14 protein-coding genes are annotated in these 14,594 nt (G+C 33.1%); 5 read left to right on the plus strand and 9 right to left on the minus strand.

Features of this window, described 5'->3' with window-relative positions; translation table 11 throughout:
• The first annotated feature begins 132 nt into the window (after positions 1-132).
• Together ACW9XH_RS05235 and ACW9XH_RS05240 are read left to right on the plus strand one after the other, a co-directional pair.
• Positions 133-3,414, plus strand: coding sequence for a lamin tail domain-containing protein (locus ACW9XH_RS05235; RefSeq protein ID WP_457759590.1), 3,282 nt, complete (start codon positions 133-135; stop codon positions 3,412-3,414).
• A 35-nt stretch (positions 3,415-3,449) separates the two neighbouring features.
• Complete coding sequence (locus tag ACW9XH_RS05240) at positions 3,450-3,941, plus strand: DUF367 family protein (RefSeq protein ID WP_457760016.1); 492 nt, start codon at positions 3,450-3,452, stop codon at positions 3,939-3,941.
• On the opposite strand, the gene ACW9XH_RS05245 is transcribed toward ACW9XH_RS05240, so the two are convergent.
• Positions 3,938-6,391, minus strand: coding sequence for an ABC transporter substrate-binding protein (locus tag ACW9XH_RS05245; RefSeq protein ID WP_457759591.1), 2,454 nt, complete (start codon positions 6,389-6,391; stop codon positions 3,938-3,940). The genes ACW9XH_RS05240 and ACW9XH_RS05245 overlap by 4 nt on opposite strands.
• A gap of 81 nt (positions 6,392-6,472) precedes the next feature.
• On the opposite strand from ACW9XH_RS05245, the gene ACW9XH_RS05250 reads away from it, so the two are divergent.
• Positions 6,473-7,126: a hypothetical protein gene (locus ACW9XH_RS05250; protein ID WP_457760017.1), complete on the plus strand. Its 654-nt coding sequence runs from the start codon at positions 6,473-6,475 to the stop codon at positions 7,124-7,126.
• Here the strand turns inward: ACW9XH_RS05250 and ACW9XH_RS05255 are convergent.
• The 5 genes from ACW9XH_RS05255 to ACW9XH_RS05275 form a co-directional block, all read right to left on the minus strand.
• Entirely contained in the window at positions 7,110-8,858 is a 1,749-nt protein-coding gene (locus ACW9XH_RS05255) for a DUF2070 family protein (protein WP_457759592.1), read from the minus strand. The genes ACW9XH_RS05250 and ACW9XH_RS05255 overlap by 17 nt on opposite strands.
• 7 nt (positions 8,859-8,865) lie before the next feature.
• Positions 8,866-9,030, minus strand: coding sequence for a preprotein translocase subunit Sec61beta (locus ACW9XH_RS05260; protein WP_457759593.1), 165 nt, complete (start codon positions 9,028-9,030; stop codon positions 8,866-8,868).
• A gap of 164 nt (positions 9,031-9,194) precedes the next feature.
• Positions 9,195-9,470, minus strand: coding sequence for a hypothetical protein (locus ACW9XH_RS05265; protein WP_457759594.1), 276 nt, complete (start codon positions 9,468-9,470; stop codon positions 9,195-9,197).
• 116 nt (positions 9,471-9,586) lie between these two features.
• On the minus strand, positions 9,587-9,715 hold the full coding sequence (locus ACW9XH_RS05270; RefSeq protein ID WP_457759595.1) for a CxxC-x17-CxxC domain-containing protein: 129 nt from the start codon (positions 9,713-9,715) through the stop codon (positions 9,587-9,589).
• Positions 9,716-10,224: 509 nt separating this feature from the next.
• Positions 10,225-10,596 (minus strand): Sjogren's syndrome/scleroderma autoantigen 1 family protein, encoded by a 372-nt coding sequence (locus ACW9XH_RS05275; RefSeq protein WP_457759596.1) that lies wholly within the window; start codon positions 10,594-10,596, stop codon positions 10,225-10,227.
• A gap of 103 nt (positions 10,597-10,699) precedes the next feature.
• Between ACW9XH_RS05275 and yciH the strand changes: the two genes are divergently transcribed.
• On the plus strand, positions 10,700-11,008 hold the full coding sequence (yciH, locus tag ACW9XH_RS05280) for a stress response translation initiation inhibitor YciH (RefSeq protein WP_457759597.1): 309 nt from the start codon (positions 10,700-10,702) through the stop codon (positions 11,006-11,008).
• A 6-nt stretch (positions 11,009-11,014) separates the two neighbouring features.
• Positions 11,015-12,004: a CPBP family intramembrane glutamic endopeptidase gene (locus ACW9XH_RS05285; RefSeq protein WP_457759598.1), complete on the plus strand. Its 990-nt coding sequence runs from the start codon at positions 11,015-11,017 to the stop codon at positions 12,002-12,004.
• Here ACW9XH_RS05285 and ACW9XH_RS05290 read toward each other — a convergent pair.
• The 3 genes from ACW9XH_RS05290 to cofD all read right to left on the minus strand — a co-directional run bounded on the left by ACW9XH_RS05290 (position 11,993) and on the right by cofD (position 14,572).
• Entirely contained in the window at positions 11,993-12,901 is a 909-nt protein-coding gene (locus tag ACW9XH_RS05290; RefSeq protein WP_457759599.1) for a transcription initiation factor IIB, read from the minus strand. The two genes, ACW9XH_RS05285 and ACW9XH_RS05290, sit on opposite strands and share 12 nt — an antisense overlap.
• A 110-nt stretch (positions 12,902-13,011) precedes the next feature.
• Complete coding sequence (gene cofC, locus ACW9XH_RS05295) at positions 13,012-13,650, minus strand: 2-phospho-L-lactate guanylyltransferase (protein WP_457759600.1); 639 nt, start codon at positions 13,648-13,650, stop codon at positions 13,012-13,014.
• Position 13,651: 1 nt separating this feature from the next.
• Positions 13,652-14,572: a 2-phospho-L-lactate transferase gene (cofD, locus tag ACW9XH_RS05300; RefSeq protein ID WP_457760018.1), complete on the minus strand. Its 921-nt coding sequence runs from the start codon at positions 14,570-14,572 to the stop codon at positions 13,652-13,654.
• Positions 14,573-14,594: the final 22 nt, after the last annotated feature.

A 14,594-nucleotide genomic window follows, 5' to 3' on the forward strand; every position in this document is an offset into this window, starting at 1 on the left:
CGTAGGCCTTAATACTTAAAAATCAAGTTAATTTTTGATGGTTTTAAGATGTCTGACTTTAACAATTAGCTCAACTTTTCCTCAATCCCATTCTAAAATGATGCCTCTTGACAATGAAATTAGGACGCAATCATGAATTATCATCTCACTATCCTATTTTCTCTATTTCTACTTGTAGGAATAATGATTCCTGCATATGCTCAAACATCGGATAATGTTGTAATTAATGAAGTGGATATTAATCCCGCCGGAGATGATTCTAAATCTATATCTGAGTGGGTTGAACTTTACAATCCAACTACATCTGATATTGATCTAGGTGGTTGGAAAGTTGCATCTACAACCGTTCTCAAAAAAACAATGACGATTCCTAGTGGAACTATAATTAAACCTGGACAATTTCTAACTTATTCCTATCAAAATCTTTGGTTCACTGATTCTAATGAATCTGTTGAACTTAGAGATAACAATGGAATTGTGATTGATAAAACTCCATTACTTGCAGATGTTCAAAATGACTTTACATCTTGGCAAAGAATCTATGACGGCTATGGCTTGAATACTTTGTCTGATTGGAAATTTGCAAAATCTACAGCTGGATTGTCAAATGGCAAACTTATCACTAATGAAGAATCTGAAGGAGTCACTGTAACAGTTTCATCTGATAAAGATTCTTACTTATTTGGTGAAACTGCCATAATTGGTGGCAGTGTCTCTAAAGAAGTTTTTATTGTAAAACCCTTTTTCCAACCTCAACAAATTGTAATTGCTGTTTCTGGTCCTAACTTTAACAAAATAATAACTATGTATCCTGATCTAAATCTAAATTATAAAACAACACTTAGTCTACACCAGGTTTTAGGAATTAATGAGGGCGTGTATGATGTATCTGTTTCATATGCTGGTGCATCTACTAACACTAGTTTTTCTGTGGGCTATGAGTCCATTGCTCAGGTTGCCAAGACTGATAGTTCTCTTAGTATAATTACTGACAATCTCCAATACATTCCAGGTCAATCAGCTTCGATAACTGGGCATGCTTCCAAAATAATTCCTTACGAGGGGATGAAATTAATTATAAAAAACCCTCTAGGTAAAGTTGTCTCTACTGGAAATCTGTATCCGACTAACGGTGAATTCAAAACTACTTTCTACGTCTCTACCGTGAATCCTGTTTATGGAACTTATGAAATCTATGTTGAGTATTCTGACAAATCTGCATCTGTTTCTTTTGATGTTGTCGAGGATATCAAAGAAGATGTGCCAATTTCAATTTGGATTGACAAAGTTGCTTACGGTCTTGGTGATGAAGTTAAAATCAGTGGTAGATTAAACCAACAATGGATTAGTACTCTGGATTTAGAGATTTTACAAACAAAGCAATCGTCTCTAGGTAGTTCATCAACTGGTAGTGATTCTGGATTCAAAATTTCTGATGGGGTGCGAATCATGGGTGATGGTTCATTTACTTACAGTTTTACAATTCCAGACAACAAACTACGTTTGGGTGATTACAAAATAAATGTCTCAAAAAGTATTGGCTCTGCAACCGTCATTGCACATGTGGTTTCAAATCCTGAAAGTTTCGTCGCTTCTAATTCTGCATTGACAGTTAATTCTGATAAAGAAATCTATGAACCTGGAGATAAAATGATCATTAGTGGATTTATCAAAGATCCTTCAAGCACCTCAAGTTATAAAACTGGAATACCTGTTAAAATTTCAATTTCTCATGAGGATGGTACTCCCTTGAAAATCACTGCTTTATCTGGTGCTCAAACAAAATACAGTGATGATGTGGCTATTGCATATGTTTTTACAGCAATTCCTGAAACCTCTGGAAATTATTTACTTAATCTAGATGTAACTCAAAGTGTTTTCACTGCAGGAAATTATATCATAAAATCTGAATATTCAAATCATATTGCGACAAAAACATTTTCTATAATCAATCATCTTGATTTGAAAGACGGTGCAATTGTTTCAATTGATAAAGATGTTTATGGTTTAGGCGAAACTGTGCATCTGACAGGAGTTTTTCCTCCGACCGGCGACACCTCAGTAACTATCACATTAACAAAACCCGATGGAACCAAAGTTCTTTCTGGTGCAACTATTGATAAACAACGTTTCTCATGGTCATGGACTGCTCCTGTTGCAGAAAAAGTACAAAATATCAAAGTCAATACAGGCAAAGATGTAGTCAAATCTAATTTTGGGGTTTACAAAATTAAAGTGGCGACAAACAGTGAGAGCAAATCTCTTTTTTTCAAAGTTTCAGCAGATCCTGCAAATGATTCCTTGTCTACAATTCCTATCTTTGTAACTACTGAAAAATCTCTGTACCAAGCTGGGGAAAAACTCAAAGTTATAGGCGATGTTCTAAAGCGTGTTCAAGGCGATGAAGGACTTGTAATTCCTCAGAGAGTAACAATCCAAGTGTTGGATGGCACTTTCCCATTCAAACAAATCTACGAATCTGCTGTCTATCCTAATCAGGGTGGGGAATTTATCAGTCTATTTGAATTACCAATACCCGTATTCCCAGAAGGAACCTATACCGTTAAAGCGATTTATGGGGGTACGCGTAGTGAAACTGTCTTTAGCGTTGCAAATGATTATGCCTTTGGCATTGACGAACCTGTGACGCTTTTACTATCTACAGATAAATCTCAATACTATCCTGGAGATGTAGTTGAAATTACAGGAAAACCAAACAAACTAATCTATATTGAAAAGTTTGATGTCAGCGTCATTCAAAAATCTGATTCTCAAATTACCTGTGGTTCATTTTATTGTGGCAAGAACTCTGGACCTGTAACATCTATTCGACCAAGTCCTTCAGGATCATTTTCCCACGAATTTATAATTCCTAACGCCTCCTCTGCAATTGGTTCTTATGAAATTACAGTGGATGCTGATTTTGAAACTAAATCCATCTTATTTGATGTTGTAGAAAAACCACAAATTATAAAATCTGGCACTGTGATTGAGAAAGAAAATAGAATATCCGAAACATCAATCCCTATTTTGACTCGGGAGATAATTACTGACGATATCTCTATTGCCCCCAGAGTACTTTCTGGTTCTCTGATTACTCCAATACGTGGTGATGAATCACTTGTAAATCTTAGAGTTTCTACTTCTACAGGAATTTGCATTATCGGACCTGATGTGGATTGTTTAGTACATGAGTCTACTAGAACTCCGGGACAAATCTATGATGTTGTTGAAGTTAACGGAATTACTCTGAATGTTAGATATAGTGGTCCAGACGTACGTCTTGAAAAATTTAGCATTTTGCCAGAATCTTCTGATGTATTCTTACCTGATGAAAATTGGAATATTGAGATACTCAAAGACGATCAAGTATCTAGATTTTATTATAAAATAACGTACAAAACTTTAGAGTAAATTCAAAATACTCTTGTATCTAATTGTTGATTAAAGTGAAATTACAAGTTTTAATGTTTTATCAGGATGATCCCAAAAAATGCACTGCTGCCAAAATGGTAAAATTTGGTCTTGCTCAAAGTATTAAAAAAATAGGTTCTAAAGGACTGGTGTTGGATCCTTTTTCTGAAAAAACATTACTTCCTAAAGATAAATCTAAAATTCATTCTATTGTTGGAATTGATTGCTCTTGGAATCTTGCTGATCAAGCATTTTCAAAAAAATTTACAGGTATTAAAAGAAAATTACCTCCATTACTTGCTGGCAATCCTGTCAATTATTCAAAATTAAATAAATTAACTACTGTTGAAGCATTATCTGCATCTCTGTTTATTTTGGGTTCAAAAGAGCAGGCTTTAGAATTACTTGACAAATTCAAATGGGGACACACTTTCTATGACCTTAATCAAAATCTCCTGGAAGAATATTCTAAACTTGAAGATGAATCTCAAATAGAATTAATTTTAAAAGATTATGGCTTGATCTAATTTCTTTTTTTTAGATATAATATAATAACGAGAATTGCTATAATTGGTATTGCCCAGTACCCGTATTCTGATTCGCTTTTAGAAAATTCTATTCCTTTATTGGTTGGTAATGGTAAACTTGTTTTACTATCAGTTACAATGAAACTTGATTCATAAAAATCTGGCTTTAAAACTGAATTTGATATTGCAAATATTTTGATATTGTTTGCGCCTATATCAAAATTATTTGAATCTTCTACGGATATCTGGATTGTGGTGCTATTGTTTTTAATTGATACTGTTTCTGAACTGATATTTTCACCGTTACTATTTGTCAAAAAATATAATATTGAATCTGAATTTCTAGTTTCAATGATTACCTCCATCCCGGCTCCTTTCTGTATCTTTTTTTTAATTTCTATTTTTTCAATTGATGGAATTTTTGCTTTTTCAAATTTAGACCACTCTCCTTTTTTAAATGGATATGAATCATCACCAAATGCAGTTACTTTGATGGTCCTTGATTCCGGTGAATATGATTCTAAATAAAATGGCCCATTACTTATTACAGCATGTTGTTTATTTTGAATCCAGTTTATAGAAGAATCATATCTAGATTGATAATATTCTGAACTCTTATCATTTTCCATCAATGATTGGGGAATGTAATTTGTCTCTTTGAATTTTTTTAAATATTCTTTGATGGTATTTGCATCATTTGGAATAATTAATGATAACCAGTTTACATTTTTGCTTGTTGCACCTGATCTTGAAAATGATGCTTTTCCATCCGTTACTGCCTTCTCCATTGCTGCTGTAATTTCCCATGGAACGGTGCTCCACAATGATGCCCATTCTGCAATTTCTCCTTCATCAAAATGCCAATAGTCAACATAAACTTCAATTGTATCCTCATCGATCTGCTTTATTCCTTTGATTGTTTGGATACTTTGTGCAGCTCTTGGAGTAAATTCAGTGTCAAATGTCTTATCATTTTCATCTGTTTGAGTTCCCCATTCTACTGTGAAATACAATGAATGAAGAATATCGTTTATGTCCATTTTTTCACCATTGTGCCAATTGCTAAATTTAAAATCAAATGTTACCTTGCTTGTTGACTGTGAATTTGCTTCAACATTTTCCCATTTTTGTAACGTTGGATTCCACCTCTTTGATTCTTGAGGTATGTTTATTTTGTTATTTGGTCCTTCATTTTCAACTTTCCATGTTGCTCTTACTGGAAATGTTTCTCCTGTGAATGGATGTTTGAATGTTGCAGGATCTGATATGATCCCCCAAATATGTCTACTATAACTATCTGTTAATCCCATTATTGGATTCCACGCTCCCTGATAGATTTGTTTTACACCAATTGCTAATTCTTTGTTGTTATTTTTTGCATTGATTGGTGTAAATCTACTTGGAACACCTGCTCCAAAATCATTTACAACCCCGCTGGTTTTTTCATTTACAACATACTGGTCTATTTTACTTGCTAAAAAAATTCGAACTGATTCATTAATTCCTTCTACTATTGCATCTTGGATCAATTCAGTCCTTTGCTGCGATGTCTCAAAATCACCTGTATAGATTTTTTGAGTTAATGAATCTAATTGTTCATTTTCATAATTCCAATATGAAGGATCATTAAATCCTGGCATGTTTGAAAACCAAGGAGAATACATTTGTCCTATTCCTACGGAATCATATCTTACAAAGGCTGAACGTCCCCATCCTTCTGTGTATAAGTTCCATTTTACATCTGAAGGATTTGAACCATACACAACCACAAATGCTTTATTCAAATCTCCAAATTCTTTCTTAACTGTAAATCCACTTTTTTCTAATTCTACTGATAATATTTCCCCGATTGATTTTCTTACTGGATCGTCACTTCTGATGAACATTGTAATTTCAATTGGATTTTTATTCATTTGCCATTTTCCGTTGATTTTGATTGCTCCTTCTTCATCTAGTGCTTTTGAGATAATTTCATTTGCAAGAGTTGGATTGTATCTGAAATTATACTTCTCTAACTGTTCAATAACTGTAAGGTATTCCGGATCTGATGGGCTATAGTATGAAATGATTGGTGAGCCATAGCCTCCCATCAACTCATTTACGATTAATTTTCTATCTACTAAATAATTCAAAGCAAATCTGACATCTTTACTTGAAAAAGGATTGAATTTCTCTGATTCAGCAGGATTTATCAGAATACTGTATGATCCTCCTGAGGAATCAAACACCTGCAATCCATTTTTCTCTTGATTGTTTTCTAACCTGTCTGGAGATATTGTGTAATAATATATGTCTAGATTCCCATTTCTTACTTCTTCTAATGCTGTATTTTCATCTAAATATTGAATAAATTTCACTGAATCAAAAAATGTATTTTTTTCTGCAAATGATTCCCCACACCATATTGTTGTTACAGAAACAGCTAGTATGATAACTAGCATTTTTTTCATATTCATTCTTTTAAAACCATGTACTAAAACCTATATTATAATACCCTGATGTTAATAGCTCCTAAAACCTATATTTCTATTATGAATCAAAAACAACAATTGAAAATTCATCCTAAAATGTTAATTGGATTGAAAGGAATAATTCCAGGTGGTGTTTCTGTTCAAGATTTTTCTGCTGTTACAAAAATGAATGATGCTGACTCCCAAATAATTTTAGATGAGTTTATCAAAAATGATATTGGATTAAAGCAAGAAAATTCGTATTTTTTTGAAGACGGTGATAAATTAAAAATTGCAATATCCTTACTTGAAAAAGGTTATCCTGTAGATGAAATCGCAATTGTCTTGGAGTGGAGGGATTTTGAAGGTCTAACTGCCGAGATTTTATCTGAAAAACATTTTGCAGTGATCAAAAATATGATGTTGACAAAGCCAAGAATGGAGATTGATGTTGTTGGCATCAGACTTGGCATTGCAATTTTAATTGACTGTAAACATTGGAAACGATATAACTCATCTGCATTATCAACTGCAGTTAAAAAACAAATAGAGCGGACAAAACAATATGTTGCAAAAACTCCCGGGGCAATAGCTGTGCCTGTAATTGTCACATTATATCAAGATAAAATTGATTTTATTGACAATGTTCCAATTGTTCCTATTTTCCAATTTGCTTCATTTATTGACGAATTTTATGGTAATCTTGATAAAATGAATGCTATAGGAACAGACTAGTTATGAAAAATACTAAACAGCCTATCACAAATCCCTTGGTAATTTTCAACGAGTTGTCTAATGCTTTGGAATAATCTTTGTAGATGCCTTGACCCATTACTTTTACGTTTGTCTCATTTTCTAAAATTTCAAATTTCACTGTAGTTGTATTGCTCTCTGCACTTTTTGCAATTGTAAGTAGCCATTTTGCAAGTTTTTCTGCACTTGTAATTAATCCTAATTGATAGTATCCGTTTCTATTTCTGGCTTTGACTGGTGCATAATGTGTGTCGGATGTACAAATTTCTAATAATTGATAACCTCTTTTTGCAAAAATATCTATAATTTTCTCCCTTACCCCATTTTCCATGTTATTTGCATCGGCCCATCCCAGAAAATATTTTTTATCATTAATCTTGAGACAAATTATTCCCAATCCTCCCATCCCTAAATCTTCTGTCCACACATCCATTTCATCTGTATTTGCATATCCTAATTGAATTGGGAAACTATCTTTTGAAATCAATGCATCTAAACAAGATTTTGCAGCTTTTAACATGTCCTCTCCATCTTCATTTGAAATTTCTTCACCCATTGCATTATGACAATCCACAATCATTGTTCGTGTATAATTTCGATTGTTTGCATACTGTTCAATTTCTGTTTTCATATAAGTTGGAATGTCTTCCATTCCGTGTGGGGATAATGATAAAAACAATAATGGATTATTGCCAAAAAGTAAACCTGTAACTCTGGATTTGTTAATTTGGACAGTTACCGGTTCTGTACATTTAATGCCTTGATCTTTGACTTTATTGTTTGCTAAATTTTGTAAATACTTTTCAACTTCATTTCTTGATGGGAGATTTAATGCATGGTTTGATATGCTATGCATGACCATGGCTGATGATGACAAACTCTTGTAAATTTGATAAGGGATATTGCTTCCTCCTACGGGATGATATGGTCCTGGGTGTATCTCTGGCAATACCATTCTGAACTCTTTATCTCCATCTTGTGTTGAAAATTTAATTTGTGATGTAGATACTTTGGTTTCATTTGAACGCTGTTCCATCAATTCTTCAGCGTCTGCAAAATCATTTCCTTGGGATGCGAGATATGCTTGAATTGTTTTATGTGTACTTTCCATTGCAGGTCTTCCTGCTCTATCTGTGACAATTGACCATACACTTGCAATTACCATAAATGATATTCCATATGCTAATCCTATTGGTTCGCTGAGAATTGAAATCCACAAATATTGTGGAATTAACACGAGAAATATTGCCATGGGTTGAATCAAAGCGATTGCCCAAGCTTTTTTGAGACTTGCTCCTAAAGTTGTAGTGTAAATTCCTATTCTAAAACTAGCAAAAAGTAACAATCCAAAGGTGATGAAAAAAGGTTCTATGTTTTTTGACAAAACTACACTTGACAGGATTCCCATTAACAGGGTAACTGTCCACAACATGTTTCCAAAAAGAGATGAATGTAGGGATTTTGAGTATTCTTTTTTCTTGGCAAATTTAATGTCTAGTAATTGTGTTACAGCTAATACTCCCAAAACTATTGGTAATCTATACCAATTTTCTTCAAAACCTAAATTACTCAAATATCCAAAATATATTGCAAGAACTGTTACCGATGCCACTATCATTGAAACAACAAGTGAAAAATATTTTGATCCTGGATTGACTAGTGTAAGGGAAAATCTATTGTGTATATTTGAAACATCGTCTGGTTCTTTTTCCATTGTCTCTTCACGGAGCTAGAAATAAATCAATTACCCATGAAACAACAATTAAGCTAATTGGAATTGATACTACAATTTTTGGATCTATTTTGAATCCCTTTGTTTCATCTTCAAAGAATCTCATGAGACCTCCACTTGATGCTGGAAGTGGTGCTGATTTTTTATCTGCCATTACAATTCGTCCTCGCGGATTTTAACATAAAAACTTTATTGTTATCTGTAAGATTTTACCCTTCCTTCCTTCTAGAAAATACCATCGAGTCTACTAATATGGAGAAGATATCTATAAAACTAGATCAAAAAATTATAGATATCTTTCTCGATCCAGGTTTGAATCTACTTTAATGTGTCTTTTATTCTGTAAAATTCTTTTTTTGCAATTTCACCTTTGGCATACTTTTCTTGTAAAATTGCCAATGCTTTGTTTGGTGCTTTTTCAAAGTCTGTTTTTTTTAATTTTCTATTACTGCCTATTGATTCTTTTATTTTTATGAAGCCGCATTTTGGACATTGATAAATTCTACAGCCTATACTATATTTGCCATTATATGGTACTTCTAATTCAAACACTTCTTGACAATTTTTACATGTATTCATTACACGTTTTACCATTTACAAATTGTTTACATTCATTTTGAACTTAAGCGTATTGGAGTTTAGAAAAAAAAATGAGAATAATTGAAAATAATCTAGTTTAAAATTAATCAAACGAAACTAATCTAACTCTTCTACTTTTGGTGTTTTGGTAAACATTCTTTACAATATACTGGTCTGCCTTCTTTTGGTTCAAAAGGAACTTCAGAATCTTTTCCGCAGTCAGCACATGTGCATTTGTACATTTTTCTGTCTTGTGACATGGTTTACATGAACTTCTTTGTTATAAGAACGAGCGTATTGAAGTTTTGAATCAAGTTATGTTCTTCAAATACTGGAATATGTGTATATTCCAACGGTGATTAACATCACTACACTTACAATTATTGCCTTTTTGTCATTTCGTGGTAGTCTCAATACGGTTCAGAATATGTTGCCAACTTAAACGTTTTAGAAAAACTATTTTCTAAATAGTATCCAAAGTCTAGACCCGACAAAAACTCCTACTGCAATAGTTATCAATATTGGAATTGTGATTTGACCTTCATCCATGTCTCATGATGATTACAGGCCTATGGAAAATCTCCTTGAAAAAACTTAATTGTAATATAAGCCCCAATGATAATTAACAAACCAATACTTGCAATCATTGTATTTCTATCATTCCTTGCAATGCTCATTAATTTTCTTCAATGATTATGAACTTAAGCGTATTGATGATTTTTACAAAATGATTGCATATTTTTCGAGATGTTTGTTTTGATTGAATTTATTATTTGTTTTTCAATTTTCCTATTGTTTCCAATAATGAGTTGATCGTTTTTAGGATGTTTTGTTGCCTTTCATGATCTTTTTCTTGCTCTAATTCTTTTGATAATATCTCTAATTTTTTCTCAAATATTTTTTCCATTGATGTTTTTTCCATTGATGTTTTTTCCATTGATGTTTTTTCCATTGATGTTTTTTCCATTGATGTATTTTCCGTGGGGATTTCTTTTTTTTCTGGTTGTCTGCCACAACTAATGCATAATGCATGTCCTGCTTTCATTACTCTGACCCCTGTACAATATGGACAGGGCTCACTAAGTAATGTGGCTCCCTGAAGGAGCATTTCTGCAGCTTTTTTTGTGAGTTCTTCTGTCACATTTTCTCTTTAATTTTCTATTTAAAAATTCGTTCGTTTTCCATTTTTTCTTGGTAATCAAACAAGGCTTAATAGTGCGGATAATTGAATTTATTTCGAACGAATGGCGGTAATTTGTAATACTTGTGGTCTTCCAGAAGATTTGTGTGCTTGTGGTGAACTTGCCAAAGATAGTACCAAAATTATTATTCGATTAGAAACTAGACGTTTTAAGAAAAAGGGTACCATGATTGAAGGATTGGATCCTAAGATAAACAATCTAGAAACTGTTGCAAAAGACCTGAAAAATAAATATGCCTGTGGGGGAACTGCAAAAGAAGGTTATATCTTCTTGCAAGGTGATCACAGAGATACAATCAAAGAGACTTTGATTCACTTGGGATTTGCAGAAGATACTATTGAATTACATTAGAGTACATTGCAAAATTCAAATAAAATTCTCCAATTCCTTGGAATTCCATTCACTGCATTACTTTCAGTAATTTTTGGTTTGCTTTTGGTTTCATTTCCAATTGGAATCTATGTAGTTTTTGAAACTGATATTGGTGGAGATATTAATTTTGAATACCCTTTAACTCATTTGGAACTTTTTGAGAATACTGAATTATACCGTGCACCCTTTGATGTTAGTCTAGGGGATGCATTTGTTGTACTGTGGACTCTGTATCTGATTATTTTTGTAATTGCCATTCTTGGACCTCGACATGATTTTCTCAAAACTCTTTCCCCTATCATCTCTTTTGGCAAATATGATACACGAGTAAACTATATGATTGGAATTACAAAATGGTTTTCAATTTTAATTTTGATTTCAACCCTGATAAATTTTATTCAAGAAGGGATTGGTCTTGAAATTATTCCTCCTTTAGCTGAAAACAATTTAATTCAATTTTTCTATATTACTTTAGCGCCTATTATTGAGGAGTTTGGATTTCGTCTAGTTTTGGTTGGAATCCCGTTGTTTGCTCTATATTCTACAAAACCCTCTTTGAAATATTTTGTTAAATGTTTATGGAGGCCTGCTACCATGGATCTTTATGATGCTAAAAAAGCATTTATCTTGATAATCTTTGTTGGGGTTCTCTTTGGATTTGCACATATTGCATTAGGTGATTCTTGGAGTACTGGAAAATTTGCTCAAGCTGGAGCAAGTGGGATAATCTTAGGTTGGGTGTATCTAAGATATGGTTTTGTTGCTTCTCTTTTGATTCATTGGGCTGCAAATTATTTTGTTTTTTCATATGCGAATTTCATTTCTCAGATAAATGTCATTTCTATTGAGGATGCATTTTCACATTCTTTAATGTCTACATTAGAAATTTTATTACTAGTTGCGGGTCTTTTTTCAGTTGGCATTTTATTTGTAAATAAATTTTATACTAAAAAAGAATCAACACTAGAGGTTTAGAGCTACCTTCAACCCTTTGTATCTATTTCTAATTGTAACTTCTGTAACTCCTGCGGCTTCTGCAACGTCCCTTTGAGTTTTATTTTCGCCGTTTGTTACACATGCTACATAAAGTGCAGCGGCTGCTAATCCCATTGGGTCTTTGCCTGCAGATATTTTTTGTTCTTCTGCAGTTTGTAGAATTTTTGTTGCTTTTCTTTTTGTTTTTTCAGATAATCCTGCTTTGCTTGCAATTCTTGAAATACATTTTACTGGATCAACTACTGGCATCTTCAAATTTAGTTCTCTAAGCAATAATCTATAACATCTTGCAATATCTTTACGTTTAATGTTGCTTGCTTGACCAATGTCTTTTAATGTTCTTGGTGTTTCGGTATCTCTACATGCTGCATAAAGTGCAGATGCAATTAATGCTGAAATGGAGCGACCTCTAACTAATCCTTTCTCTAATGCTTTTCTGTAGATGTAAGCTGCTTTCTCTACTACTGGATCCCCTATTGCAAGTTTATCTTTTAATCTGTCTAATTCACTAAATGCTTGTCTAAAGTTTCTATCTACTGGTTCATGAACTTGACTTCTACTATCCCAAGTCCTCAGTCTTTCAATGGTGCTTTTCATTGCTGCAGTTAATGGTTTACCTGTTGCGTCTCTGTTTTGTGGATTGATTACTGTGGCCAATCCCATATCATGCATAGCCAGTGATGTCGGAACTCCTGCTCTACTTTTGTTCTCTCCTTCATTTGAAAATGATCTCCATTCTGGTCCTGATTCTTCTACTTTGTCTGTGATTACAAAACCACATTTACTACAAAAATTCTCTCCTGTATTGGCATCAGTAACTAGAGTTCCCTTTCCGCATCTGGGGCATCTGTCTTTTGGATTTGTAGTTTTAACCATTTTTCTCAAAACTTTTTATGATGATATTTAAACTTTCTAATTCATTACTTATAAGTATACTGATGATTACGCACAAAATTGATAATTTTTTATGGTTAATGATAAATATTTTATTTTAATTCTAACACTGCCCTGATTTTTTCCGATATCTCTGGTTTTTCATTTTGTTCTAACAAAAATTTGATATCTTCATTATTGTCTACATCCCACATTATTCTTTTTACAAATACCATTGCAACATTGAGTGTGCACTCTTTTGCAGTATTCATGTGGATTTTGTAACTGTCTTCATCATAATGGGTTTTCATTAAATCCACTGGCATTCTTGCCAAAGCATTAGTGCCATCAAATCTTCTGGAAGGTACAATAATTGCAAAATTTGGATGCATTTTGTAGTTTAGCATAAAATCAATATCTTGAGTTTTGATAAATGGGATGTCTTGAGGAAATACAATTGATGCATCAAAATTATTTTCTAAGAGATATTTGTCTGCCAATGCAACTGCGCTGTTAACACTTTCTTCTTTTTCATCAATAATTGTTACTGTGTTAAATTTTTTCCCAATCTCAATTGCTTTTTCTTCTTTAGTTATCATTATTGTTTTTTCAATTTGAGGTGAAATTGATAAAGTATGTAAAATTTCTTCTAGCATTATTTTACATAATTTTTCAACTTGTTGTGGGGATAAATCTAAACGAGTTTTAGCTTTTGAGAAAGTCTTTACGGGAATAATTGCAGCTATTTTCAAATTACACGTGTACTTGTTTTAAAATGAAATTTGCCAATGCGTCTTCAGCAATTTTATTTTTCATAGTGATTTTTGTTTCAAAAACTTTCATATCTAAACTTTGAATTTTCTTGACCAGCATTCTATCCTTTGGATCTACGATGATGTTTGCACATACATCTGAATACATTTTTGCTAATCCATAGGCATTTGATTCAATTCCTGCAGCCTGCATGTATTTTGCTGCTGGTCCACTAATTGCATCATCTCCAATCAATGGACTGACTGCTACGACTTTTTTCTTTATTTTTGATAATTCTTTTCTAATTCCTTTAATCTGTAACATTGGACCGATTGATGTTAATGGATTTCCAGGAGCTAAAATTACCATGTCTGCATCATGAATTGCATTTATTGCCTCTGGATTTGGACGAGCTTTATCTGCTCCGATATATTGAATTCCCTCAATTGGATCTTTTCCTCTATGTTTGACGTGATATTCTTGTAAATGTAATTCTCCCTTGTCTGTGGTAATTCTTGTTTCAATACTGTTATCTGTAACTGGTATGATGTTTGCACTTACTGCAAATTTCTCACACATCCATTTTGTAATGTCGCTTAGGTTTCTTCCATTTTTTAACATGTTAGTTCTGATCAAGTGAGTGGCTGCATCTCTGTCACCTACTCTGAACCAGGTCTCTTCTCCAAATACTTCCATTTGACGTAAAAAGTTGAAAGTATCTTTTTTTATCCCCCATCCTCTTTCTTGATCGAGCAAATCTGCCAATCCGTATATGATGGTATCAATATCTGGGCATACATAAAGTCCGTATAGCCAATAATTGTCTCCAACATTACTAATTACATTAACTTTGGATTCTTGGGCAACTAGTCCTCGAACTAATTTCACCGAACCGGTTCCTCCTGCTAAAACTGTAATCATATCATATCCTCTAAAACTGTAT

It is taken from the genome of Candidatus Nitrosopumilus sp. bin_32a (assembly GCF_054095935.1).

What these genes read in the sequence shown, in the direction of transcription:
- yciH (WP_457759597.1), top strand. Translation starts at nt 10,700, where the DNA reads ATGGCGGTAATTTGTAATACTTGTGGTCTTCCAGAAGATTTGTGTGCT.
- ACW9XH_RS05290 (WP_457759599.1), bottom strand. Translation starts at nt 12,901, where the DNA reads ATGGTTAAAACTACAAATCCAAAAGACAGATGCCCCAGATGCGGAAAG.
- ACW9XH_RS05235 (WP_457759590.1), top strand. Translation starts at nt 133, where the DNA reads ATGAATTATCATCTCACTATCCTATTTTCTCTATTTCTACTTGTAGGA.
- ACW9XH_RS05260 (WP_457759593.1), bottom strand. Translation starts at nt 9,030, where the DNA reads ATGGCAGATAAAAAATCAGCACCACTTCCAGCATCAAGTGGAGGTCTC.
- ACW9XH_RS05245 (WP_457759591.1), bottom strand. Translation starts at nt 6,391, where the DNA reads ATGAAAAAAATGCTAGTTATCATACTAGCTGTTTCTGTAACAACAATA.
- cofD (WP_457760018.1), bottom strand. Translation starts at nt 14,572, where the DNA reads ATGATTACAGTTTTAGCAGGAGGAACCGGTTCGGTGAAATTAGTTCGA.
- ACW9XH_RS05255 (WP_457759592.1), bottom strand. Translation starts at nt 8,858, where the DNA reads ATGGAAAAAGAACCAGACGATGTTTCAAATATACACAATAGATTTTCC.
- ACW9XH_RS05265 (WP_457759594.1), bottom strand. Translation starts at nt 9,470, where the DNA reads ATGGTAAAACGTGTAATGAATACATGTAAAAATTGTCAAGAAGTGTTT.
- ACW9XH_RS05250 (WP_457760017.1), top strand. Translation starts at nt 6,473, where the DNA reads ATGAATCAAAAACAACAATTGAAAATTCATCCTAAAATGTTAATTGGA.
- ACW9XH_RS05270 (WP_457759595.1), bottom strand. Translation starts at nt 9,715, where the DNA reads ATGTCACAAGACAGAAAAATGTACAAATGCACATGTGCTGACTGCGGA.